Here is a 25,430-nt window from a genome sequence, read left to right on the forward strand (position 1 = left end):
GCCACGGCTCGTGGGTGGGCGCGGGGGTGCGTACCTCCGGCGTGGTCCCGGTGGCGGCCTCGGCCAGTGCGACGGCGAAGTCGTGGCAGGTGTCGAAGCGGTCCTTGGCGTCCTTCGACAACGCTTTGGCCATCACCGAATCAAAAACGGCCAGTTCGGGTTTCGTGTCACCGAGCTTCGGCGGCGGGGAATTGAGGTGGTGGCTGATCACCACGGCCGGGTTGCTGTGCGCGAACGGCGGGGCGCCGGTGAACAAGCGGTAGGCGGTCGCGGCCAACGAGTATTGATCGGCTCGGCCGTCGAGCGGTTGGCCCATCAACTGCTCGGGCGCGGTGTAGGACATCGAGCCCACGGTGATGTTGGTCGAGGTGAGCCCGTTGACCTCGTCGGAACGGCGGGCGATACCGAAGTCGGTCAGCATGATGCGACGCTTGGTGCCCTGTTTGCTGGTGATCAGGATATTGGCGGGTTTGACGTCGCGGTGCAGCAGCTTGCGCTGATGCGCGTAGTCCAGCGCGTCGCCGACGGCGGTGACGACCTCGATGACGAGCTCGGCCGGCATGCCTGACGGGTACTGGTCGTGCAGCAGCCGGGCGGCGTCATGCCCGTCGACATAGTCCATCGAGATCCACAACCGGCCCTCGAACTCGCCGCGGTCGTGCACGCCGACGATATGTGGATGCCACAGCGTGGCTGCCATGTCCGCCTCACGGATGAACCGCTGGCGGAATTCGTCGTCAGAGCTGACGGTGATGGGCAGCACTTTGAGAGCGTCCTCGCGGGGTAACCGCGGGTGGGACGCCAGATAGACCTCGCCCATGCCTCCAGTGCCCACCAACCGCACGATGGTGAACCCTGCGAATTCCTGACCGCTAGCCAACGGCATGGAGCGCAGACTACCTGTCGGAACGTCTGGATCACGACTATGGCGGGGGTGTGGCCCGCGCGCGGCGGGCATCTGTTCTGACGGGTGGCGATGTGCGCGGGCGGGTTCAGTCGTAGCTTGGAGTGGTGAGCCAACCCAAAAACGATGGTCGCCGGCCAGCCGTCCCCGGTGATCTGCCCCGTACCGTCGGTGAGCTTCGTGCCTCCGGCCATCGTGAACGGGGCGTCAAAGCTGAGATCCGCGAGAACCTGCTGGCCGCCCTGGCCGACCGTCGCGACATCTGGCCCGGGATTCTCGGTTTCGAGGACACGGTGATCCCACAACTGGAGCGCGCCTTGATCGCCGGGCACGATGTGGTGCTGCTCGGTGAGCGCGGCCAGGGCAAGACCCGGCTGCTGCGGGCATTGACCGGACTGCTCGACGAGTGGACGCCGGTGATCGCCGGCTCCGAGCTGGGCGAGCACCCGTTCAGCCCGATCACGCCCGAGTCGATCCGCCGGGCCGCCGACTCCGGTGAGGACCTGCCGATCGAGTGGCGCCACCGCAGCGAGCGCTACACCGAGAAGCTGGCCACCCCCGACACCAGCGTGGCCGATCTCGTCGGCGACATCGACCCGATCAAAGTGGCCGAGGGCCGCAGCCTCGGTGACCCGGAGACGATCGCCTACGGGCTGATCCCGCGGGCGCACCGCGGCATCGTGGCCGTCAACGAGCTGCCCGACCTGGCCGAGCGGATCCAGGTGTCGATGCTCAACGTGATGGAGGAGCGCGACATTCAGGTCCGCGGCTACACGCTGCGGTTGCCGCTCGACGTCGTCGTCGTGGCCAGTGCCAACCCCGAGGACTACACGAACCGCGGCCGGATCATCACCCCGCTCAAGGACCGGTTCGGGGCCGAGATCCGCACGCACTATCCGCTGGAGATCGACGACGAGGTGGGTGTGATCCGCCAGGAGGCCCAATTGGCCGCCGGGGTCCCGGATTACCTGCTCGGCGTGCTGGCCCGGTTCGCCCGCAATCTGCGGGAATCGAGTTCGATCGATCAGCGGTCCGGGGTGTCGGCGCGGTTCGCGATCGCTGCGGCCGAGACGGTGGCGGCCTCGGCGCGGCACCGCTCGGCCATCCTCGGCGAGGACGATCCGGTGGCCCGGGTGGTGGACCTGGCCAACGTGATCGGCGTGCTGCGCGGCAAGTTGGAGTTCGAGACGGGCGAGGAGGGCCGGGAGCTCGCCGTGCTGGAGCACCTGCTGCGACGCGCCACCGCCGACACCGCACAACGGCTGCTGGGCGGTATCGACGTCGGCCCGCTGGTGGCCGCGATCGAGGAAGGCTCCCCGGTGACCACCGGTGAGCGGGTGTCGGCCAAGGACGTGCTGGCCGCGCTGCCGGATCTGCCGGTCATCGACGCCATCGCCTCCCGGTTGGGTGCGGTGTCGGTGGGTGAGCGGGCCGCGGCGGTCGAATTGGCCTTGGAGGCGCTGTATCTGGCCAAGCGCGTGGACAAGGTGTCGGGGGAGGGCGAGACGGTCTATGGCTAATAGCGGCGGCCGGGGCCACCACGCACACACGTCGCGGTATTCGCGATACACCGGTGGCCCCGACCCGTTGGCACCGCCGATCGATCTGCGCGACGCGCTCGAGCAGATCGGTCAGAGCGTCATGGAGGGCAGCTCGCCGCGTCGCGCCCTCTCGGAACTGATGCGACGCGGGACCGAAGGCATGCGCGGCACCGACCGGCTGGCTGCCGAGGCCAACCGCAAACGCCGGGAACTGTTGCAGCGACACAACCTCGACGGCACGCTGCAGGAGATCAAGAAGCTGCTCGACGAGGCCGTGCTGGCCGAGCGCAAGGAGCTGGCCCGCGCACTCGACGACAATGCGCGCTTCGGCGAACTGCAACTGGAGGCGCTGTCGCCGTCACCGGCCAAGGCCGTGCAGGAACTCGCCGACTATGACTGGCGCAGCCCCGAGGCGCGCCAGAAGTACGACCAGATCAAGGATCTGCTGGGCCGTGAGATGTTGGACCAGCGGTTCGCCGGCATGAAGGAGGCGTTGGAGAACGCCACCGACGAGGACCGGCAGCGGGTCAACGACATGCTCGACGACCTCAATGACCTACTGGACAAGCACGCCCAGGGGAAAGATACGGCCGAAGACTTCCAACAGTTCATGGACAAGCACGGTGAGTTTTTCCCGGAGGGCCCGCAGAACATCGACGAGCTGTTGGATGCGCTGGCCAAGCGGGCCGCCGCCGCGCAGCGCTTCCGCAACAGCCTGTCCGCCGACCAGCGCGCCGAGCTGGATGCCTTGGCGCAACAGGCCTTTGGTTCGCCGTCGCTGATGAATGCGCTCGACCGGCTCGATGCGCACCTGCAGGCCGCGCGTCCCGGTGAGGACTGGACCGGTTCGGAACGGTTCTCCGGGGGCGATCCGCTGGGGATGGGTGAGGGCGCGCAGGCGATGGCCGACATCGCCGAGCTGGAGCAACTCGCCGATGCGCTGTCGCAGAGCTACGCCGGCGCGACGATGGACGACGTCGACCTCGAAGCGTTGGCCCGCCAACTCGGCGACGACGCCGCGATCGACGCCCGCACCCTGGCCGAGCTGGAGAAGGCCTTGGTGAACCAGGGGTTCATCGACCGTGGTTCCGACGGGCAGTGGCGGTTGTCTCCCAAGGCCATGCGACAGCTCGGTCAGACGGCGCTACGTGATGTGGCGCAACGACTTTCCGGTCGGCACGGCGAGCGGGACACCCGTCGGGCCGGGGCGGCCGGGGAGTTGACCGGGGCGACACGGCCCTGGCAGTTCGGAGACACCGAGCCGTGGAACGTCACCCGCACGGTCACCAATGCAGTGCTGCGCCAGGCGGGTACGGGTCTGGTCGAGCGGCCGATCCGGTTCGCCGTCGAGGATGTGGAGATCTCCGAGACCGAGACCCGCACCCAGGCCTGCGTGGCGCTATTGGTCGACACCTCGTTCTCGATGGTGATGGAGAATCGTTGGTTGCCGATGAAGCGCACGGCGCTGGCCCTCAACCATCTGGTGAGCACCCGGTTCCGTTCAGATGAGTTGCAGATCATCGCCTTTGGCCGCTATGCCCGTACTGTCACCGCCGCCGAGTTGACCGGGCTGGAGGGCGTCTACGAGCAGGGCACCAACCTGCACCATGCCCTGGCGTTGGCGACCCGGCATCTGCGTCGTCACCCCAACGCCCAGCCCGTCGTGCTGGTGGTGACCGACGGCGAGCCCACCGCACATCTGGAGGCGTACGGGCATGGGGCTGGGCCCAATTCGGCGGCGCCGTCGCCGGAGGTCTTCTTCGACTACCCGCCCCACCCGCGCACCATCGCCCACACCGTGCGGGGTTTTGACGAGGTGGCCCGACTGGGCGCGCAGGTGACGATCTTCCGGCTGGGGTCCGATCCGGGCCTGGCCCGGTTCATCGACCAGGTGGCCCGCCGGGTGCAGGGCCGCGTGGTGGTGCCCGGTCTCGACGGCCTGGGCGCCGCGGTCGTGGGCGACTATCTGCATTCGCGCCGACGCTGAATCGCGCCGCGTTCGACGCAGAGTGCGTTCGCGTAGTGTCTGTCTGCGATGGGGGACATGACGCGTGGTGTGGTTGCGGTGGCAGCGGGGCTGCTGCTCAGTGGGTGTACGCAGCTGACCGACGGCACCCCGACCGCTGGATTCGAGCCCGGGCACGCCGCGGAATCCTCCGGCGCGCCGGCGTACAAGCCGCAATCGTGCGAGCAGGTGCATTCTGATGCCTGGATCGAGCTGTCCGGGATCGGGCCGGACGATCCCCGGGTGCGGATCGCGCAGCCGCCGGGCTGGGAGCCGGTTCCCGAGTTGGCCACGGGGCCGGTCAGATTGGTGCTGCGCAACGTCTCGCTCAGCGACGGCGTGACGAATCCGGCGCTGTCAGTTGCCACCGCCGATGCCACAGACGGCGACCGCCCACCCAGAGACCTGTTGAACGACAGCATCAAGGGCTTCGAAGCCGGCGGCGGGCAGAACATCAGCCCGGTGCCGGCCGAGGTCTGTGGGTTCCCGGCGTTGATGGCCAACTACACGGTTCCGCCTCAACATGAAGGCGGCAAGACGGTCTATGTGACCGCGGTGTCGGTGATGGTGCCCCTGGGATCGCGAGTGTGGAACCTGGTGGCGATGGCGCAGAGCACCGCTCCCAACAACGAGACCTACATGAAGGACGTGCAGGTGATGCTGGCCGGCCTGCGCATCGCCTTGCCCCGCTGAACCGATATTTGCTGACATCGCTGTTTGCCGTCCGGTAGCTTCTGCTCATTCGGATCGGGCGGAGAGGCGGCGGCATGGCACATCGCTGGGGCGGACGCGCATTGCCGGCGTCCCTGTTGGGCGGTACGGCGCTGGTGATGACGGCTGCCCTCGGGGCGACGCAACCGGTCACCCCGGTGCAGCTGGCCGCGCTCATCATCGGCGCGAGTTCGACGAATCCCAGCGGCGACGGCGTCGCGGATTTCTATGGCGGGCTTTACCGGCAGGGCCACGACGAACCGGTCGTCGCGAACTTTTTCACGGGCCCGTTCGGGGTGTACCGCGCCATCGAGAACCACAGTGCAGAAGACAACGTGGTGCTGTCCTCGGGCTGGGGTGCGGCCAATGTGAGCCTGCTGCTGAGTTACGGCACGCTGACGCACGATCCCGTGATCGGCCAACCCCAGTTGTATGTGCTCGACAACAACGTCGCGAGTCCCAACGGCGGATTCGGCACGCGGTTGCCGTTTTTCGCAGCGATCGGGGTGAATCCGATCCCCACCCCGACCGACCCGGGCGTGCCGGTGGTCAACGTGGTCTACGAGTACGACATCAACTCCAACATCCCGGCCTATCTCTGGAACGCACCGGCGATGGCGAACTCGTTGATGGCCTACCTGGACCGCAGACTCAACCAGGACACTCTCGATTTCCCGATCGACGCGCAGGGCAACGTGCGTGATTGCGATACCGCTTGCCAGGACGAACTCGCCGCCGGGGGGACCATCGTGCGCCAGACTGCCAGCGGCACCGTGCGGATCAGCAAGGTCGACGACACCACCTACGTCGGCTACGAGTCCGAGAACCTGCCGCTGGTGTCACCGCTGCGGGCACTGGGGGAGCCGGGCAATCTGGTGGCCGACGCGGCCACGCCGGCCCTGCGTGCCGTGGTGGACTACGGCTACCCCGACAATGACCCGCTGGCCAACCCGCACAAGTACGCCCCGGCCCGGATCATCCCGACGCGCCAGGAAACGCAGCGGTTCGTCACCGACTTCACCGCCGGAGTCGAGGAAGGCGCGAACATTCTGCGCCGGGGCTCGGTGGCCGCCCCGTCGGACGCCCCGACGGTGCGGACGACGACGTCGACGCGTCCGTCGCTGCGCAAGAGCCTGGACTTCTCCCCGAAAGCCGGCCACGACCGAACGGGTGCGCACCGGGTCGGCGTGGCGCCGGGCAGAGCCCGGGTCGACGGAGTGCGCGCCTGGGCCAAAAAGTTGCGCGGCCAGAGCCCGAGCACCTCGGCATCGGAGTCCGCATCAGCAGATGGGCCTTCGACCGACAGCTGAGGTGTGAACGGCAGGTTATTCGTTTGCCGCTCGATAGTTTGATTCATTGCGTTGGCAATAAATTGGCGACGATGGTCGATGGATGTTCAAGTCATCCGGCATTGATGCGGCCGTAACGCGCCATTAGTAGGCCGTTTCCCGAACTGCCTATTCAATTCATTGCATCGGCAATAAAATTGACGCATATGAGTGCCGAGTCGCCCATGAAAGTCTTGCGCTGGGCAAATGCTTCCTACGATCTGTACGGCTGATGACCAGCGATGATGCTGCCATCTGTTAATGGCGGAATGGCAGGTATGTATCGCTACATTCGGTCGGTACGGGTGGCTTTATTGACCAATGATTGCCGCCATTTACAGGTTGCGGCAACACGGACCGGGCCATAGCATTCTCAGCAGTTTCTAAGTAGCCGCGGCGCTCGCGCGGATTCTCGGAATCGGCCGTTTTCGTCCTCTCGATATAAGGGGCCCATCACATGGCTGTACGTCCGCTTGTCAACACCGGTGCCGCATTGCTGAGCGCGGGCGCCCTCGTCGCTGCCACTCCCGCACTGTTCGTGCCCCGCGACGAGGTCACCATTGCGGCACCTACCGTCACCACGACAAAGCTGACCCAGGAGCAGATCAATCTGCTCGCACTGTCGCTGCAGGGCGCCTGGCAGTCCTTCACCCAGGGCTACGGGGGCATCTGGTTCCCGGGCACGAATGAGGATGGCGACCCGGTGCAGGGTGACTGCACCCTCGAAGGCGCGGTCTGCCAGAAAGGCTTCACCGGGCTGGCGTACTACCTCAGCGACAACATCCTGCCGTTGGGCAACCTCGACAACATCTTCTTCGAGGGTGGTTTCACCGAGCTGGCCCATCAGGCTGTGCGCACCATCGCCGTGGCGATCGACGCCGTCGACCTGACCGGCCGGCTGGATCTGACCCGGCGCGTCGACGACTTCTTCGAAGGTGGGACAACGCAGCTCGTCGGCAATCTGCTGCTCGACAACCTTCCGCAGGACGGCTACGCCTACGGCCTGACCAACTCGTTCTTCTTCGGATATGGGGACAACACCGGCGTCTACGCAGCGTTCACGTATGTGGTGGATGCCATCGCCCAAGGCGATCCCACGCCGACACCAAACCTGATCAATCCGTTCACCTCGGAGGTGCAGATCCAGGAATCGGAGGAATCGGACGTCGACACGACGCTGTTGGCAAAGAAGGAATCCGGGATCACGTCGACCAGCCTGCCCGGACCGGGCTCTCTGCTGAGCTTGACGACGCCGAAGCTCGCCTCACCGCTGCAGGGCCTGAAGTTGTCGTTCAAGACTCCTGCGGTGGACGAGTCCAAACCCGTCAACGATCTCGACGTCACCAAGCAGGACGTGGACAAGGGTGCGGTCGACGGAACCGTCGAAGGCGGGACAGGTACCGAGAACCCGGTCGAAGGTGGCTCCGGAGCCAACCCGGCCGGCGTCGAGATCAAGACACCCGAACCGCCGAAGTTCCTGACGCCCAAGGCGCCCGAGTTCAAGGCTCCCGATTTCAAGCTCGACCTCAAACCCAAGGCTCACATCACGGCCAAGCAGACTGCCGACGAGGATGGCTCGGGCACCGGTTCGGGAGGCTCGAAGGTCGGCGTCGACACCACGGGCGGCAACAAGGTCACGCCACCCGTCCTTTTCGGCGATGGCAGGCCCAAGGGTGAGACGAACGGCAGCAGGTTCCTGAAGAACCTCGAGAAGGCCGTCAAAGGTGCCACCGGCGCGGGCAAGGACACCGGGTCTGACAGTGGCAAGGCGGACGGTGGGGAGAAGTGAGTCCGCTGAGGATCGTCTCAGTGTTCCTTCAGGGTCCCAAGGCGGCGTCGATGTTCGCTCGTGGCGAGCTGCTGCGGTGAGGTTTTGTTGGGTGAGCGTTCGGCCATGACTTCCACTGGGGTACCCGACTGTCCCCGACGGGTGCCCCAGTGGCTCGACATGGGTTGCCAGGCCCGGTGACTTCCGCGCAGCGTGATGCTGGATCCTCGGCGGAGCCAGCTTTCAGCGGGCACGCCTGACGTAGGGATATGACGCGGAGCGGGCGCACCCAACACCCCGAACCGAGTCCGCCGCCGGTAAGAGTGTGCCGCGCCTCGATCGCGCGGTCATAGACCACGGATTCCACGGGCGCCCACCCGTGGTTTTGGGCTCAGTGCGTCCCATCGCAACGGAATTCGTATTTTGCTGTTTGTGCGCGTGTCCGAATTGGCCGCGTCGGCGCCGAGCGGTTTGTCGGAGACGCCCCGCAAAAGCAGCGCTGCGGTGTTCTCGCGACGGCTCTGGCCCGCATAGATACAGGTTGCGGGGCGCCGTGGGGGGTCTTACCCTTCTCAAGGACTTTTAAGGTTTCAGGCAGGTACCGGCACGGGTTCTCAGGAATCCACCACGTTCAAGACAAGGGGCCACACCCATATGGCAGTTCGTCCGCTCCTCACCACCGGTGTTGCACTCGCGAGTGCTGGTGCCATCATCGCGGCGACACCGGGGTTGATGACTCCGCCGAACATCGCGATCGCCGCCAGCGATGCCGCCGAGGCGACCCCGAAGAAGTCGGTGACCGTCAATCAGCTGAATTTGCTTGGACTGAGCGACATTGACGTCCAGACCATTTCCGACATCTTCTTCCGGGTTGATAGCTGGGGCGGCATCGTCGGCGGAACGTTCGACCCGTACTACGGTGGCGATAACTACGGCTCGTATCTGACGGGACCTCTGTACGTCAAAACAGGAGTCGACGCGGCCGGCAACGCCGTGTACGCCCAAGCGGTGGACGCAGACGGAAAGCCTCTTTCCATAACAAAAGTGGATGCTGCCGGTAACCCGGTGGTTGGCGACATTCCTATCTATGTCAAGACCGGTACAGACGAGGCCGGCGACCCCATTTACGAAGAAATCGAAAACCCCGTGTTCGACACGGCAGACCCCATCGCGGGCGATATCTACCGCGACGGGCTGGTTGGCCTTGCCTACTACCTGAGCGACCAAATACTGGATGAGATCGCGTATTCCGGCATTCCGCTGATCTCGAATGCCGCCGACTTCGTCTACAACAACGTCAACCCCTACTTCTTCGAGGCCGGCATCGAAGAGACCATCCGGGTCGTCGCCTCTGAGCTCACCGGCGGGATCAACGGGCCCGTGGGGCAGGCGCTGGAGACCGCGGAATTCCTCTCGCACAATTGGTTGCCACTAACCGGGCAGCTGCTCACCCTGGCCGCGAGCGGTGTTCCCTTGGCTGGTCCGGATTTGGCCGCTGCCACCAGCATCTTCTTCTTCGGTGGTGCGGTCGTGGAGGACGGCAAGGAGTACAACCAGGGCATCGACGGCATCATCAACTACGTCGTAGACCGCATTCTCGGCGCGCCGGCGCCGAGCTTTGACACCGACGAAGACACCGAGTCGAACACTCTCGTCCAGACCCTTGCCGCCCAGGACGAAGTGAGTGACGCCCTGAACGCCAAGAGCGGCATCGCATCGCTCGTCTCGGCTCGTAAGGCGTTGCCGTCGCTGGACAAGCTGTTCAATATCGACCTCGAGGTCGAGGAAGAGGCTGCGGAAGACGGCACCACGGTCGACAAGACCGATGGCAGCGCCGTGGCGGTCACTCCGGTTGCCGAGGTTTCACAGCCCGAGGCGCCGAAGCTTGAGTTCCCCAAGCTGTCGAACCTGAAGCTGGATTTGGCCCCCAAGGCTCCGGTCAAGGAGATCGCAGCGGACGAGGAGCTCAAAGAGACTGCGCCCGAGGGCGATTCCGGAGAGGCCGAGGAGAAGTCCGGCGAGACGGACCCGAAGTCCGGCCAGACCGAGGAGAAGTCGGGCCAGACGGAGGAGAAGGCCGGCGAGACCAAGTCTTCTGACACCGCGGCCACGACCGGGTCTGCCAACAAGTTCACCCCCAAGTCGCGTACCACGGAGCGCAAGAAGACTGCGGGTGAGAAGTTCGTCGAGAAGGCCACCACGGATCTGAAGAACGCGTTCAAGCCGAAGACGAAGGCCGGCGCGGACAAGGCCGGCAAGTCGAAGAGCGATACCGGCTCCTCCGCCGCGTCGGGTTCCAGCGACTCCGGCAGCGACAGCGGCAGTGGCAGCAAGGACAAGAAGGACTAGCGTCACCTAGATCCATGCCGACGGCCCTCTCCAAACTGGAGGGGGCCGTTGCTTTTTCACGAGCCCGTGGCTCCTGCACGCTGACGGTCAGTTCTCGCGGTCGTGGGCCGAATTGCGTTGAACAACGTCGCTTCGATTCGCGGTCGGGCCACCGGCGTAACCGCCGGCTGGGCTGAAACCAACTTGGCCCGCCCGATTGACTTCAGGTGTTCTGGTTGCGACGTTTCTTGCGTTTGATGCTGACGCTGCCCCAGAGGGAGAAGCCGCGGATGTGCACACGCGGCGCGCCGGCCGAGCCGTCGCCGTTGACGTTCCGATCGAAGTTCCCCATCACGCCCACACCGTCCACGTCCACGTTGACCTCGGGCGGCACCAAGATGGTCTGCCCTCCGAAGATCGAGTAGGTGCGGACTTCGACGTCGGGTGCGGTGAAATCGGCATACCGCAGGTCCACCACTCCGCCACCGAAGAGAGCGAACGTCGTCAACTTCTTCGGAACGTTCCATCGGCCACGACGCTCGAACCCGCTCATGATCGCCAACAGCAGTGTGGAAGGTGCCGGGCGACAGGTGGCGGCCGAACAGTTCACGGCGCCGGGGAGATCACGGCTCAGCCGAGCCAGATCGTCATAGGTTTGCGCCGCGTAAGCCTTTGCCAGCCGGTCCTCGTATTCGGTCATCGGCAGCCGGCCCGCCGCGGCAGCATCGGTGAGGAGCTGCGCCACCTGGATCCGGTCGGTGTCGGCAGCCCGCATCGACCTGCCCTGCGGCGCTGAAGTGCTCATCGTTGTCGAGCCTACGACGATCACTGTCACATGCAAGGCCGGAGGCCAAACTGTGTCGTCGCGGTTGCGGTGGCGCACCGCGGTTCGGCGGCGGGGATCTATCTGGTTGTGGCGAGAAAGTCCTGGAACGATACGCCTTCGATCGCATTTTGCGGCGCCAGATTTGCTCCTGATCTGTAACCCGCGACGATGCGACCGGGAATGGTGAACCTCGCCACTCGCCGATGGCTTTTATGTGCGGACAGGTACATCTGTCCCAATTCCGGGTGACTGTGAACGGTGGGCCCGCCGATGTCGGACACCCGACCGGACGGCTCTGTATCGATCAACGCGACCAGTCGCGCAGCCACGTCGCGGGTGTCGATCGGCTGGAAGCGGATGTCGCGCAGCGCCCAGAGAAAGGGGGAGAAGCGCTGCAACGAGAACGTCTTTTCGATTAGCTCGTGAAACTGCGTCGCGCGCAGAATCGTGTGCCCCACGCCGGACGACCCGAGCACCTGTTCGACGCGCAACTTGGTCTTGTAATAAGGCAGCGGAATGTCCTCGATCCCGACGATCGAGATGTAGATGAGGTGCCCGACGCCCATGCGTCGGGCCGCCTCGATCAGATTCCGCGTCGCTTTGACGTCCTTGTCGCCGGTGGGTTGCGTAGCGCAATGGACGACGACGTCCACGCCGTCGAGCGCGGCATCCAAACCGTCGGACGACAGCAGGTCGGCACGGTGCCAATGCACGCTCGTGTAGCCCACCCGGTCCCGGCGGCTCAGCGCCCGGACGTGATGACCGGCATCGGTGGCCTCCGGCACCACGTGATGACCGAGCGTGCCGGTCGCGCCGGTGACGAGCACAGTGCGTGGCATGTCCGCCACGCTACCGACGTGTCTCGGGGCTGTCAGCGATTATGCGGCCGCTTTGGCTGACTTCTCTTTCTGCGCGGCCTTGGCCTTCTTCACCTTCTTCGGCTGCTTGACGTCTTTGGTGGCGTCGTCGACCGCGCCACGCACCTTGGCGACCGTCTCCTTGACCGACTTCTTGACGGGGTCATTGGCGTCGGCGGCGTGGCGGGCCTTTGCTTTCGCCCGGGCGTTCTTCAACGAATCCTGGTCGACGCCAAGATCTTTGAGGAGCTTCTTGGGCGGTGCGGGCTTTGCGTCGGTGTCGGGCTTGTCGACGTCGGTCGCGTCGGTGCCCGCGGTCGGCGCCTCGACGCTCAATGTGCGCAGTTGGCTGCCGCTCGAGGAGGTCGACGTGATGGCCTGCGGGGTCGACTGCTTGTTGGCGGTGGATTCATTGACCTTCATCATGTTGTCGATGGCGGATTCCATCTGCTTGTTGACGTCGTCAAGAGCCTTGGTGACCGGCGACAAGCCCTTCTCGACTGCGTCGAAGACCGGGTCGGCGCCCTTCTGAATCGCGTCCAGGGCGTCATTTATGGCGTTGGAGATCGCGACCGCCGCGGCGTTCTGCACGACCGGCTTGAAATCGGTCCCCGGCAGCTTCGGCGTCCAGGCCTCCGGATTCAGCGCATGGTCCTGGATGCCGTCGATCAGGGCGTTGAAGATCATCTGGTTGGCGGCCAGCTGTTGTGTCGGCGTGAGCGGCGAATGCCACAGGTAGGCCTGCTCACCGGCCTCGGCGAACGTGCGCTCCAGGGTTTCCGGGTTGACGTCCTGGTAGCCCATGTTGACCATCTTCCGCAACGCATCTTCGACGCTGTCGGTCAACGGTGTCGGGATGTCAACGCCTGGAACCAGATTCAACAGGTGCGGCGCCATCCGGAACGGCTCGAGCAATGGGAGATTGCCTGAGTCATACGTGATGTACGTGGCGGTGCCGGGGAATTTGGTGGCGTCGGCGAGATCTTTTAAGGCTTTATCGAGGCCCAGATCGAGGAAATCGATCTTGTCGGCCACCTTGACGATGTCGTTCCACAACGGTACGAGTTCGAGGCCCTGGCCACCGGTGGGGTCGAGCATCACCTTGGTGCCATCAAGTATCCCGCCGAGCAACTGCGGCAAGACGTGCTCGCCGATGTTGTTCTCCTCGCTGGGGAGCAGATAAGTCAGGAACACTCCAGCTGCGGCTGAGTTGGCCCAGGCGAGTGGATTCAGCGTGGTGGGTACATCCGAGAGCGGGTTGTAGGCCCACGTGATGTCCAGGATGGAGGTGTTGAGCACCTTCGTCATGTCGGCATTGGTGTAGCTGCCGGCGTCCGGTGTGGTGAGGTCCAGTCCAAATTGTTTGGTGAAAGGCGTTGCAAGCGCGAATAGTCCGCCACCAGGACGGCTCGGGTTGTTGACGAAGATCAACCACTGGCCGGTGACACCGACGCCCCAGTCTGGATCATTGGACTGGACTGCGTTGATCATGTCGCGGTAGGCGAGCGACGTAGTGAGCCCGCCCAGACTCTCCGAGAAGATGATCGCGCGGCGCTGGTTGAGTATGGGTGCCTTTTCGATGATGCCGTCGAGTAGGCCCCGCAATGACTTCCAGACATTCGGCCCAACAAGTGAACTGATTGGACCGCCGATCATGTCGAGTAGTCCAGACCCTGTGTACTTCAAGCCGTTGACTGCGTCGTACACGTCGCTTGGCAGCGGACCTTTCACGCCGGCCTCGATAGGCGAGATCTTGTCGAGTAGGTCCAGCAGTTGGCCCACGGCCCCCGCAACTTCGCTTCCACCGAGCAGGCCGGCAGCCGCTTCCACAACGGCAACAGGCGTGAGTCCCAGGATCTGGGCTGCCCAGAAGACAGGTCCCACCCCGTAAATGCCGACTACGTCGGGCACCGCGGGCAGGCTCGGCACAATCGCCGCGGTCAGCTCAACGTCCGCCTGGACGCCCCGGTTATGCGCGGCAAGCGCCTCGGGTGCGGCCGACGCGACACCTGCGGTCAGTGCTGCGGTGGTGGCGACGACGGCCGCTGCGGTGGCGGCAACCTTGGCCTTGTGCAGCCGGGGAGGGGTGGGCTGAGACGTCAATGTCGCCGCCTTTGGGGTGTGATGTGGCCTACAGTGCCCGCACACTGTAGCAATACGTTATTGGCCGGATGCAAATTTGCCAAAGTAACCATCACGCGCGTAAAACGTCTGGTCACGGCCGCGGAATCCGTTGTCGTTGCGTCCGCGATCGGTAGTCTGCCCGGCCGTTTCGAGCCGTCTCAAGATCGGTTACGTGCGCACTTCGGGCGTCGATGCCGGTGGCGATGTGATTGCGGAAATCGCATCGCGTCGACAAGTTCAAAAAACTTTGACCTCGTTTGCCACTCTGGTCACAAATCGACTCCCCTTGTCAGACGTTCGAACTAATGTTCGAGTCATGAGTAGCGCATCGCTGGGACGTCAGGAATTACTGGCGTGCTACGAGGAGTACGAGGCGTTGGCCGCCAAGATCGCCTCGGCATCCCACGATGGGCTCACCCTGACCGACCTCCAACACATCGCCACTCGGCGTGAGCGGATCGCTCGTGCCCATGCGTCGGTCGACCACAAGATCATCACCAACATCGCCGAGGAGATCACCCCGCAGACGGCGGGCCACAACTCGCTTCGCGACATATTGGTCTATTCGTTGCGGATCAGTAAGGCCGAGGCGAATGCCCGGATCGAGGATGCCAAGGTGCTGTCTCCTCGCCGTGCCATGACTGGTGAGCCGCTTCCGCCGGTGATGCCCACTACCGCCGCTTCCCAGTCTCGCGGTGACATCGGCATCGATCATGTGCGGATCATCCGGAAATTCTTCAAGAAGCTGCCCGCCGGGGTCACCGCCGAAAATTGGGACAAGGCCGAGGAATTGCTGGGCAGCTCGGCGGCCAGGCTGACTCCTGAAGCGCTGCAGCAGGTTGCGAATCGGTTGCGGATGACCATCGACCAGGACGGCCCCGCGCCGCGTGACGACGTGGCGGCACGCAACCGTGGCCTCGTATTCGGTGAGCAGGACAGCGATGGACTGACGAAGGTCCACGGGTACATCGATGCCGAGTGCCGGGCGTACTGCGAGGCGTACAACGCCAAGTTGGCGGCACCGGGCATGTGCAATCCGGACGACGAAAACCCCTGTGTCGATGGCGAACCTGACGAGGAAGCGGTCAAGTGGGATCTGCGCACCAAGGCGCAGCGCAACCACGACGCTTTCAAGGCCATGTGCCGCGCGGTGCTGATGTCTGGGACGCTGGGCCAGTACAACGGATTGCCGGTCACATTGGTGGTCACGGCCACGCTCGAACAGATCTGCTCGGGTGAGGGCTGGGCGATCACCGGGGGCGGCAGTCTGGTGCCGATGGCCGACGCGATCCGGATAGCCAGCCACGCATATCACTATCTGTGCATTTACGAGTCGCACTCAGAGGTGCCGCTATACCTCGGCCGCACCAAGCGAATTGCCTCGCCCGGGCAGCGGCTCGCACTGTTCGGAATGGAAGGCGGCTGCACCCGGCCGGGCTGCACTGCCCCTGCGGATTGGTGCCAGGTGCACCACCGCGAAAAGGATTGGGCCGACGGCGGCCTGACGGACATCGACCAACTCACCCTGGCTTGCCCGGCCTGCCACCGGTTGTTGAGCAGCAAGGGCTGGCGGACGAGAACCGGCAAAGACGGTCGGACCGAATGGCTTCCGCCGCCGAGCCTCGATACCGGTCAGCCCCGGGTCAATGACTGCCACCACCCGGAGCGCTATCTCTTCGAGCGCGACGCCAGCTAGACGCGCGCGCTGCCTATTCAGGATTCCACCGTGTTTGTTGGGTCTCCTCGTGGGTGTCGTTTTTTGGGTGCGCTGTAGCGCCGTTTGATTCGAGACCAGTGCGGCTCGCGAATAGTGCGGATTTCGATCTGTCTGGCGCTGTCCGAGGCAAATGTACGCAGACCGAGATCGTCTCACCCGAGTTGGGTCATTTGCCTTAGTGCCTTGATTTCTCGGATGCCAGTGCGTCGAGAATGGTTTTGACCTCGGCGTTCAGGGCGGGTGGGAAGGTGGCGATGACGCCGTTGAGGTCGATGGTGGCCGAGCGCAGGGGCTTGAGGGTGCGCAAGAACCGTCGTAGTGACAGGCCGGTTCGGGTCTGAACTTCGCGGCTCAGCGCCAGGGCAGTGAACACGATGGTCAGATGTGCTTCGATGGCGTCGCGGGTGCGGGCGAACATGGGTCTGGCGGCGAGGTCGGATTTGGACATCCGGAAGGACGCCTCGACGTGCCAGAGGTCGTGGTAGCTGGCGATCACTTCGGTCGCGGGCATGCGTGCAGCGTCGATGTTGGTGACGTAGCCCTTGAGCCCGACCAAGCGCCGCGCCCGCTGCAGAGAGGCTTCGTCGATTTCTTGGGAACCGTTGCGGTTCTTGATGAACCGCGGTGTCCGCGCGGCCTTCTCGCCAGCGACGACCGCGCGGGCCTTGTTCTCCTGCAGATTGAGCGTCTTGGTGTCGCGCACCGCGCGGTTGGTCGAATATGCCCACACCGTGCGCCACGACTTGGTATGGATGGCCGGATCCCAGACGGGCTCAGCCTTGCGCTTGAGGTCACTGGTTTTCGGCGTGGTGCCGCGGTGATCACGTGGGGTGATGGTGTCGATGATCTGGCCGTCAGCGAAAGCTCACCATGCCAATGAAAACGGGATGCCAGATCATTGGGCGCCTTGGTGACCCTGGGTCCGACGATGAACCGTAACCCTGCCTCGTCGAGTTCGCGAAGATTGCCGCTGGCGAGCATGCCGGCATCGGCGACGACGACCATGTCGGTGATCTCGTGGCGTGCCTGGAACGCTTTGACGATGGGCACGATCGTCAGCGTCTCGGCCTTGTTGCCTTCGAAACAGCCGATCTCCAACGGGAATCCGCGCCGGTCGACCAGCAGCCCGACCACGATCTGCGGGTCCACTCGGCGTTCCTTGGAGTACCCGACGCGACGTAGCTGGTCTTCCTTGTCGGCCTCGAAATAGAGCGTGGTGACGTCGTAGAGCACCAGGCTGACATCCCCGGCGGTACGGGCATGAGCGAAGCATGCTGCGGCGATCTGGTCGCGGTAGCCACCGCCGCAGGCACGGCGCAGGGTGCGTTTGCGTGTCGACAGGGACGCCGAGGTGCGGCCCAGCTCGGCCAGGACCCGATCGACGTCGAGCAGGCTGGTCGGTTCCACCACCCGGGCGATCACCAGGTCACGGAAGACCTCGTCACCGACCGCATCAAAGCCCAGGCTGGCGTATACCCCGGCCAGGGCCTCGTAGAGCAGAGCGCTGCTGCTCTTGAGCACTTGCGGACGTACCACCAGCTGTCGCGGCAGCGGTTCGTCGGTGAACAATGCTTGGTCTGGTGGCCGAACCATATGGGCGCGAACGGCTTTCGGGGTGATCCCCAGATCTAACTCATTCTGGGTGCCATCGGCCAGCAGTCGGCGGGCCTCCTCGATGAGCAGACCCAGCTCGGCGTCATCACGCGCAGAGCCCACATGACGAACGATCCGGCGGCGGCCGTCCACGGATTCGGCGATCTGGACCGCCGTCGCGCCCGAGGCCGTGCGCACTCGCCGAATCCAGACCATCCAGGCAGCCTACTGATCCAAATTAGTGCCTAGCAGGTACACTAAGCTCAGACATCACCGCAGGTCAACGCGCCGTCACTCTCGAAAACTGGCCAAAGTGACCCAACTCGGGTCTCAGAAACCGATTACGAAGCCCTAGGTCCTGCCCGGTGGATGTCCACTCGAGCCTAGTGTGCGCACTGCTATGTCATTCCAGCGGTTTATCATCCACTTTGAAATCGTAATTTATCTTCGAATCATTGACTGATTTGGTAGTAGCGGTTACTCCGGCGCGGAGACCGTCTGTCGTCGCAAAGGAAGCAATGCAACGTTGTGTTTCGCCGACGACACCCTGTAGCGGACCTTCGCACGCGACCGACTTTATTGGAGCGCCGGTTTTTTCGGTAATGGCTTTCTTCAAGCCGCTTTCAAGTTCGGCTTGCGGAATGTTCGGCACCGTACTCGCCGAGTCGCCAGTTCCTCCGATGGTTACAGAGCATCCCACGACGCTCAACGCCATACCGGCGGCGACGGCGACGGATGACATAAGCAGTGCTAGCCGAGAAGTGCCAGCAGGACCCATCATTTCTCCGATCTGGTATGAGGCCGTCTACCTCTTAGACTGCTGTTCAACATCTAGTCGTGTGAGCTGCCCGGGTTGTCAACTCTATACGAGTAATTTCGAGTTTCACCTGCGGTCGCGCGGCGACTCGACGATCGGCGGATCCGCCGGTCATCGCAGATGCATCCGGTACGCGCTAGAGTGCCACCACAGTCCCGCGTTTAAGGCGTTCGAGCATTTCACTCGATTTATACTTCGGGGCGCGCATGATGATGACGTTCCCCATGGGGAGGCTACGGTTGTCTGGTTCTAGCGTATCCAAATCTTGTTAACTTGTTAGTATCTGTATCGATTTCAGGAATTCTCCGAATTCGCTTCGACAGGACGCGTATTGCTCTTCAGCTACAGTGAATACGATCTCTAGGATATGCGTTCCGCCGGTGAATGTGGGCGTTGCGATTGTCATGCGGACCAGTCTTGCGACCACGCCGCTCACGAGGGTGAATCGCATCTCCTGACCGTATTCCGCAGGCGCATCCTCGGCTATCCATTCCGATCTGGTGACCTCCAATCCGATTGTGCTTCCGCGCTTACGTTCGGCGTACTCGAGTGCGACGTCGCTCAGGTCGACTGCAGAATCGCTGAAGTACTCGGTAACGACAATATTCGGTGTGAGCCGACTATCGGGGTTTGCATTTCGTAATAGAACGGTGGAGGCGTGATCTTCCCCGACTGCGGCTGGAGCCACGCTGGACCAGCCCTCTGGAACTTCTGAATCGAAGCGGATGCGATGCTTCATAATCCCGCTATTCCAGGAACCAGTCCGCCAGCCGCTTCAAGTGGCCGGTTAGTTCTTTGGGGTCAATTGTTATATCGAGCAAGCCGGTCCCGCCGAAACCCCAAGCTCGACCGTAATGTCCACCTATGCTGAATTTGCCGTCATCTGTCCGGCCAAAGTGGAAATCGCTGGCTGCGCCGGCGCCCGCGATCTCAGTGACACCAGCGGTGATATGAACTCCGTACCCATTGGCCTCGAATTTTTGCGACGAGTGTGCACCTATTGCTGTATCGGCGCCCAATTGGCCTCCGGACGGAGAAGCGGCCCCGGTTAGATTTCCCCTTGCGCCAAGTGCCCCATCTGCGTGGCCTTTGATCTCGACTGGGCCGAGGTTTTTCGAACCATTCACCTCGCCCTCGGCGATACTTGCTCGCCCTTGGGCGGAACCCGTGGCTCCGTCTTTACGTATTTCGTAATTCGCTCCACCATGCGCGCCGAGGACCTCGAGACGCCAGTCGTATTCGCCGCCAGGCCCTTTTGCGCCGCCGACCTTATCCCATACGGCACCGCCGTGTTCACCCGTTTTGCCTTCAGCGATGAGCGGACCCTTCGGTTTGTCCGCTTTGACATCCTTGCCCCACTCGCCGACCTTTGTGCCCGGTGGAGGTTTTTCATGCCGGCCCTCCGCTGGCTTGAGGATGTCTTTGCTTTGCGGCGTGCCTCGGGACCCTTCAATCGATTTCACCTTCTGCTTGGGTACCGGCAGACCGCCAGGCGACGCTTCATCCTCTCCGGCATCCGGCTTGCCGTCCTCAGGATTCAACTTGAACGTGTGGTCCACCAATTGGATCAATCCGTCACGTCCGTCATCCTCGCCATCAAACTTTATTGTTTCGAGCTCGACCGCCTTGTCTTGAAGTCGTCTACCCACCAACGTGGCGGTCTCGACGAGTTGTCCGGCCGTCCAGCGAATATCCTCGGCGTGCTCGTTCGCTTCGGTCTGGCGCGCACGCATCGAGAAGAAGTCGACCCGCTTGGTATCGGTGATAGTCAAGTCCTCATCGACGCTGAATCCTGCGTCTTCAGCGGCGGTGATCGCGGACACGGCTTTGTCCTTGGCCGCCTTGATGTCGTGGCCACCATTCTCGGCTAGGTCGGCGGCCGCCCGCAGCAAGCCGCTCTGACGGCCGACCACGGTGCAATCAGACGTCACTCGGTCGAATGCTGCATCTTTGGCGTCACCCGTCCAGGTGGTGCCGCCCGGCATTGCGATGTTCTGACGGTGCCGGGAGAAAGCGTTCTCGGATGTGGTGGCGGCTGTTCGCCAATTCGTCGCGGCGTCGGCGAGATGCGAAGTAGACCAATCTTCAATCTGCGTACGAGTGGGCAAGACACCCGACGAAATGGCAGCCGCCGGACTCATACCGTCACCGAAATCTCACCCGCGCTGCTGCTATCGGTGTCGTCATAGTGCGCAGCGCCCGTCGCGAGATCGCCAGCCTGCCCTGACACCCGTCGAGCCTGACGTGCTCGCACCGAATTCAGCGCCGCATTGACTGCGTTTACTCCGGCGGCACTCGGATCATCACCACCAACGCATTGGTCTACTGCTCCCGTGATCAACTCTGCGGCGAGGGTCTCGCTATCGCCGGCCGCGGCCCGCAAACCGCTTGCACTCACTTCCAGCCCGTTTGCCATATCAATCCCCCCAACTGGCTAAGTCGGATCTGGACAGCCTAGCAGCGCGCAAGGCTCCCAGCCTGGTCCGTTCGACGTAGCGCCACTCCGGCGTCGAGTGATCGCCGATCTTCGAGGCCAATGCGATCGCCTGGCGTGCGATTTAAGACAATGGAAGACCGGTGAACCAAGCACTAGCGATGAATACGCGCCGATCCGGACAGCGCGTATCGGGTGTGCGGCGGACATCGACCAACTCACCCTGGCTTGCCCGGCCTGCCACCGGTTGTTGAGCAGCAAGGGCTGGCGGACGAGAACCGGCGAAGATGGTCGGACCGAATGGCTTCCGCCGCCGAGTCTCGATACCGGTCAGCCCCGGGTCAATGACTGCCACCATCCGGAGCGCTATATCGCTGGCCTGGCTCCGCAAGGCTCTGGCGCAGCCTGACGCCGACGGCCGTCGCCCTCGGGGCGCCGCCGCCGGCTGCCGCACGTCAACTTTTCGCGTAGGCCGAGAAGTATTCGATGAGCATGGCGCGTGCCTCCCGGATGATCGCTGGGTCGCCTTCGGGTTCATCGCTGAACGCCAGCTGAACGAGCCGTTCGAGAGCGTGGATCGCAACGCGGCACTGCAACTCGGAAAGGTCGGCGAAAAGCGGTGCGTGCTTGCGGAATTGCGTCAACGTCATGGCAGCGATCTCGCCGATCGCGATGTTGTCCAGTTCTCTGACGCGTGACGTGAGATTCTGGCGCACCCACAGCTCACGTATCAGCGGAATCCGGTGTTCGGCCGCGTAGTAATCGACGATGGCGTCGACTATCTCTGTCCAGTCGTCTCCTGGGCGACCGCGGAGCGCAGAGTCGATCCCTGCGATGGACTTTTGGATGTTCTGGTAGGACAGCTCGTCCAGGACACGCTCCGGCGTCTCGAAGAAGGCATAAAAAGATCCGCGGCTGATGCCTGTTCTTTCCAGCAGAAAGGTCGGCGATCCGACAACCGCCTCGTAGCCAACTTCTACGACCACTTCAGCGGCCGTGGCGAGGATATGCTCGACCAGCGCCCGTGATCGCTCCTGCAGAGGCTTTTTGCGCAAGCCCCCGGCAAGCTCGTGGTTCCACGGGCCGCCGACCTTCGCCCCTGCCCACTGGGCCAACCTTCGTTCCTTTCGCTCGAGGATTAAGCGAACCGTAGCAGCAACGCGACGCCAGTCACCTTACTGACGACGGCGTGGGGCTCTCGGTCGCGTGAACTTCCTCGCGGCCGTGCCGTGTGTCGCTGGGCGACGCCGATGAGAGCTACTGCGGTAAGGCCATGGGCGCGCGGCATTTCGCCGCTGGTAACCCCTGTGTAAACAGGTCGCTCTGACCATGGACAGGAGGGGGCGGAAGGATTATTTTTGCGAATACGCGACTAACGTCGCGTCTTCAATCTAGATTTTCGGTCAGCTTCTCGTCGTGTACCTGCTCTGAAGGTGAATGAATGGTCGACGATCACATCGCCACTGCTGCAACAACTACTGGGCCGTCATTGCACGATGCCCGCGGCCCGGTCCCACCCCGGCGGCGACTAGCTCCGGCGCGGAATGTGTTGGCTCACAGCAAGTTGCAAGGATATCCAAAGCTTTGGAAGCGCCGGCGTCGCACCGACGCCAGCCAAGCCGGATCTGGTGCTTGCCGGTATTCGGCGCGGGCGCCGGCCGAATCGACGACGTTTCGCACACCCGGCCAACCTCAACTACCTTTCCCGAAGGAGACACCACTATGACCGATAGCACGTTGGCGGCAGACCCGCCCAGGAAATCGCCGCCCGGCGATTCCGCGACCTCTGGCGGCCTGTCTGGGCAGATGGGCATCAGCTCATTGATGCTCACAGTTCTGGCGTTCTCGGCCCCGATTGCCGCCGTCGCCGGCTTCATCCCGTTCGCGATCATGTTCGGTGGTGAAGGTGCCACTCTTGTGTTCGCGGCCGCGTCGGTATCCCTGTTGTTGTTCGCAGTGGGCTACGTGACGATGGCCAAAGGCTTGCCGAAACCAGGGTCGTTCTACGCCTTCATCAGCGCCGGGCTCGGCAGGGTCATCGGACTTGGATCGGCCTTCCTGGCCGTGGTTTCCTACCTGTTGTTTCTCTGTGGGTGCTTCGTCTTTATCGGGCTCACCGTCACCGAACTCGTTTCGAGCGTGGGCGGTCCGACCACGCCGTGGTGGCTTTGGGGTCTGGTCACCTGGGGCATCGTAAGCATCCTGTGTTACTTCCACATCGAGGTATCAGCGAAGATCCTCAGCGTCGCGATGGTGCTGGAAGTCGCGATCGTGATGGTGTTCAACATCGCGGTGCTCGTGCACGATGGCGGTCCTGACGGATACTCGGCCACTCCGATCAACCCGGCCACGCTGGGTAATGGCGACATGGCCGTCGCGTTGCTGTTCGCCATCATGATCTTCCTCGGATTCGAGGCGACCGCCTTGTTTCGCGACGAGGTGCGCAATCCAGACAAGACCATCCCGCGGGCAACCTACGGCGCGGTGTTGTTCGTCGGCACCCTGTACACGGTGACCTGCTATCTGCTGACCACTGCATATGGATCGGGCGCCGTCCAGGCGGCTACTGATGATCCGAAGATGATGTTCCCCAGCGCCATCGGACACCTCGCCGCGCCGGTCTTCACCCAGCTCACGTTCATCTTCATCGTGACGTCGGAGATAGCTGCTGCCATTTCCGTACACAATGTGACCGCTCGCTACATCTTCAATCTCGCTGCGGACAAGGCGCTTCCGACGGGACTTGGACAGGTTCATCCTCGCCACGGTTCGCCTGCCCGCGCTGCGGTGGCAGTAGCCATCATCACTCTGCTACTGACCTCGATCGTCGGCCTGACCAACCTGAAAGGCGAGGGCCTCGATGCCCAACTGTTCGGCCTCGGGACGGTCGGTGTCTTGATTCTCATGGTGTTGGTCAGCATCGCGGTGATCGTGTGGTTCGCCCGAAAGGGTGTTCCGGTCGGCGCCAACAGGTTCAAGTGCTTCATCGCGCCCTGCGTCGCCATACTGGCGCTGGGAACCACTGTGGTTATCGCCGTACTGCATTTCGATCTGGTCGTCGGCGGCGCACCCGGTCAGAACCTGGGATTGCTGGTTGTGCTTGCGGCCTCCCTGGTGGTGGGATGCGCTCTGGCGCTCTACTTCCGCTCAACCCGCCCTGAGATCTTCAAGGCGCTCGGTCGGGCTGAGGCCGAAAGCTGAACTGGTAGAAGGAATAAGGCCAGAAAGCGTGGGCCCGATTCGATATCGGGCCCACGCTTTCTGGTTCGTTGCTCGCGGCGTGTCGTCAGTGGCCGCGAGTCACCCATTCGTCGTAATGCACGATCTCGTCACCGATGGTCGTGGTGTCTCCGTGCCCGGTGTAGACCACCGTTTCGGCGGGGAGCAGACCGAGGCGTTTGGAGATTGATCTCAGGATGGTGGGGAAGTCGGAGTAAGACCGTCCGGTGGCGCCGGGGCCGCCCTGGAACAGCGTGTCGCCGGAGATCACCGCGTTCAGTTGCGGAATGGACCAGCACACTGATCCGGGCGAGTGTCCAGGGGTGTGGATGGCGTGCACATCGATACCGCCGGCGACGATTGTGTCACCATCTCTGACCGGCCAGTAACGGCCATTCGGATGAGTCATCCGCCACAACATGGCATCGGCCGGGTGCAACAGCACCGGGGCGTCCAGCTCCTTGCCGAGCTCGGGGGCGACGGTGATGTGGTCGTTGTGGCCGTGGGTGCAGACCACCGCAACGACGTTACGGCCGCCGACGGCGTCGATGATCGGCGCGGCGGTGTGGGCGGCGTCGAACACGATGACGTCACTGTCGTCGCCGACGAGCCAGATGTTGTTCTCGACGTCCCAGGAGCCGCCGTCGAGCTCGAATGTCCCACTGGTGACGACTCGTTGGATCTGGAAGGTTTCGGTCACTTCAGCACCACCACGGAGCGCAGCACTTCGCCGGAATGCATGCGGTGGAATGCCGACTCGATATCTCCCAGGCCGATGCGTTCGGAGACGAACTTCTCCAACGGCAGCCGGCCCTGCAGGTAAAGGCTGACCAGGGTGGGGAAGTCACGCTCGGGCAGGCAGTCGCCGTACCAGGAGGACTTCAAAGAACCACCGTGAGAGAAGAAGTCGACCAGTGGCATCTCAAGTTTCATGTCCGGAGTCGGGACGCCCACCAGGACCACGGTGCCGGCGAGATCTCGGGCGTAAAACGCCTGTTCATACGTCGCCGGGCGGCCCACCGCGTCGATCACCACGTCGGCGCCGAATCCGTCGGTGAGGTCCTGGATCGACTTCACGACATCTGCATCGGCGGCGTTGACTGTATCGGTGGCTCCAAACTCGCACGCCTGGGCCAACTTCCGCTCATCCAAATCTACGGCGATGATCTTCTTGGCGCCGGCCAGGGCGGCACCGGCGATCGCGGCGTCGCCGACACCGCCGCAGCCGATCACCGCGACCGTGTCGTCACGGGTCACC

The 25,430-nt window shown here is 63.4% G+C and carries 19 protein-coding genes and 1 pseudogene; 8 read left to right on the top strand and 12 right to left on the bottom strand.

The annotated features are described in order from the left end of the window. Positions 1-886, bottom strand: an 886-nt coding sequence (locus A5733_RS18200) for a serine/threonine-protein kinase (protein WP_142254066.1), incomplete at its 3' end; no start/stop codon positions are given. 125 nt (positions 887-1,011) lie between these two features. Between A5733_RS18200 and A5733_RS18205 the strand changes: the two genes are divergently transcribed. From A5733_RS18205 to A5733_RS18230, 6 genes are all read left to right on the top strand, one after another. Continuing rightward, the gene (locus A5733_RS18205) at positions 1,012-2,424 is read left to right on the top strand and encodes a sigma 54-interacting transcriptional regulator (protein ID WP_198938864.1); all 1,413 of its coding nucleotides are present in this window, start codon (positions 1,012-1,014) and stop codon (positions 2,422-2,424) included. Continuing rightward, the gene (locus tag A5733_RS18210) at positions 2,417-4,432 is read left to right on the top strand and encodes a VWA domain-containing protein (protein ID WP_076241138.1); all 2,016 of its coding nucleotides are present in this window, start codon (positions 2,417-2,419) and stop codon (positions 4,430-4,432) included. Before A5733_RS18205 ends, A5733_RS18210 begins: the two co-directional genes overlap by 8 nt. Before the next feature lie 57 nt (positions 4,433-4,489). Beyond that, positions 4,490-5,143: a hypothetical protein gene (locus tag A5733_RS18215; protein WP_142254067.1), complete on the top strand. Its 654-nt coding sequence runs from the start codon at positions 4,490-4,492 to the stop codon at positions 5,141-5,143. A 74-nt stretch (positions 5,144-5,217) separates the two neighbouring features. After that, entirely contained in the window at positions 5,218-6,471 is a 1,254-nt protein-coding gene (locus A5733_RS18220) for a PE-PPE domain-containing protein (RefSeq protein WP_076241140.1), read from the top strand. Between the two features lie 475 nt (positions 6,472-6,946). Beyond that, positions 6,947-8,278, top strand: coding sequence for a hypothetical protein (locus A5733_RS18225; RefSeq protein WP_076241141.1), 1,332 nt, complete (start codon positions 6,947-6,949; stop codon positions 8,276-8,278). A 633-nt stretch (positions 8,279-8,911) separates the two neighbouring features. Beyond that, positions 8,912-10,606, top strand: coding sequence for a hypothetical protein (locus tag A5733_RS18230; protein ID WP_076241142.1), 1,695 nt, complete (start codon positions 8,912-8,914; stop codon positions 10,604-10,606). Positions 10,607-10,808: 202 nt separating this feature from the next. Here A5733_RS18230 and A5733_RS18235 read toward each other — a convergent pair whose 3' ends face one another. The 3 genes from A5733_RS18235 to A5733_RS18245 all read right to left on the bottom strand — a co-directional run bounded on the left by A5733_RS18235 (position 10,809) and on the right by A5733_RS18245 (position 14,371). Beyond that, positions 10,809-11,390 carry a DUF1707 domain-containing protein gene (locus A5733_RS18235; protein ID WP_067771181.1) on the bottom strand — a complete coding sequence of 194 codons (582 nt, stop codon included), beginning with the start codon at positions 11,388-11,390 and terminating at the stop codon, positions 10,809-10,811. A 98-nt stretch (positions 11,391-11,488) separates the two neighbouring features. Further along, positions 11,489-12,250 carry an SDR family oxidoreductase gene (locus A5733_RS18240; RefSeq protein ID WP_076241149.1) on the bottom strand — a complete coding sequence of 254 codons (762 nt, stop codon included), beginning with the start codon at positions 12,248-12,250 and terminating at the stop codon, positions 11,489-11,491. Between the two features lie 39 nt (positions 12,251-12,289). Next, a complete protein-coding gene (locus tag A5733_RS18245; RefSeq protein WP_142254068.1) occupies positions 12,290-14,371 on the bottom strand; it encodes a PE-PPE domain-containing protein in 2,082 nt (693 codons plus the stop codon). A gap of 337 nt (positions 14,372-14,708) precedes the next feature. On the opposite strand from A5733_RS18245, the gene A5733_RS18250 reads away from it, so the two are divergent. Continuing rightward, the gene (locus A5733_RS18250) at positions 14,709-16,088 is read left to right on the top strand and encodes an HNH endonuclease signature motif containing protein (RefSeq protein ID WP_076241143.1); all 1,380 of its coding nucleotides are present in this window, start codon (positions 14,709-14,711) and stop codon (positions 16,086-16,088) included. A gap of 196 nt (positions 16,089-16,284) precedes the next feature. Here A5733_RS18250 and A5733_RS18255 read toward each other — a convergent pair. From A5733_RS18255 to A5733_RS18275, 6 genes and pseudogenes are all read right to left on the bottom strand, one after another. After that, positions 16,285-17,918 (bottom strand): annotated as a pseudogene (locus tag A5733_RS18255) (IS1634 family transposase). Positions 17,919-18,105: 187 nt separating this feature from the next. Beyond that, positions 18,106-18,444: a DUF4333 domain-containing protein gene (locus tag A5733_RS18260; protein WP_076241144.1), complete on the bottom strand. Its 339-nt coding sequence runs from the start codon at positions 18,442-18,444 to the stop codon at positions 18,106-18,108. A 343-nt stretch (positions 18,445-18,787) separates the two neighbouring features. Then, positions 18,788-19,258 (bottom strand): hypothetical protein, encoded by a 471-nt coding sequence (locus A5733_RS27190; RefSeq protein WP_142254069.1) that lies wholly within the window; start codon positions 19,256-19,258, stop codon positions 18,788-18,790. 7 nt (positions 19,259-19,265) lie between these two features. Then, positions 19,266-20,660, bottom strand: coding sequence for a hypothetical protein (locus A5733_RS27755; protein WP_198938866.1), 1,395 nt, complete (start codon positions 20,658-20,660; stop codon positions 19,266-19,268). Beyond that, positions 20,657-20,935 (bottom strand): hypothetical protein, encoded by a 279-nt coding sequence (locus tag A5733_RS18270; protein WP_076241145.1) that lies wholly within the window; start codon positions 20,933-20,935, stop codon positions 20,657-20,659. Before A5733_RS18270 ends, A5733_RS27755 begins: the two co-directional genes overlap by 4 nt. Positions 20,936-21,408: 473 nt before the next feature. Beyond that, on the bottom strand, positions 21,409-22,068 hold the full coding sequence (locus A5733_RS18275; protein ID WP_231965767.1) for a TetR/AcrR family transcriptional regulator: 660 nt from the start codon (positions 22,066-22,068) through the stop codon (positions 21,409-21,411). Positions 22,069-22,537: 469 nt separating this feature from the next. Between A5733_RS18275 and A5733_RS18280 the strand changes: the two genes are divergently transcribed. After that, positions 22,538-24,154 carry an APC family permease gene (locus A5733_RS18280; RefSeq protein WP_233152723.1) on the top strand — a complete coding sequence of 539 codons (1,617 nt, stop codon included), beginning with the start codon at positions 22,538-22,540 and terminating at the stop codon, positions 24,152-24,154. Between the two features lie 85 nt (positions 24,155-24,239). Here the strand turns inward: A5733_RS18280 and A5733_RS18285 are convergent, their stop codons facing one another. Both A5733_RS18285 and A5733_RS18290 read right to left on the bottom strand, forming a co-directional pair. Further along, a complete protein-coding gene (locus A5733_RS18285; RefSeq protein WP_076241147.1) occupies positions 24,240-24,872 on the bottom strand; it encodes an MBL fold metallo-hydrolase in 633 nt (210 codons plus the stop codon). Continuing rightward, positions 24,869-25,430 (bottom strand): zinc-binding dehydrogenase (locus tag A5733_RS18290; protein WP_142254070.1); only part of this gene is annotated, 562 nt, incomplete at its 5' end. The genes A5733_RS18290 and A5733_RS18285, both read right to left, overlap by 4 nt.

The sequence above is a fragment of the Mycobacterium sp. NS-7484 genome (assembly GCF_001953975.1).
In the GTDB taxonomy this organism is placed as follows: Bacteria; Actinomycetota; Actinomycetes; order Mycobacteriales; family Mycobacteriaceae; genus Mycobacterium.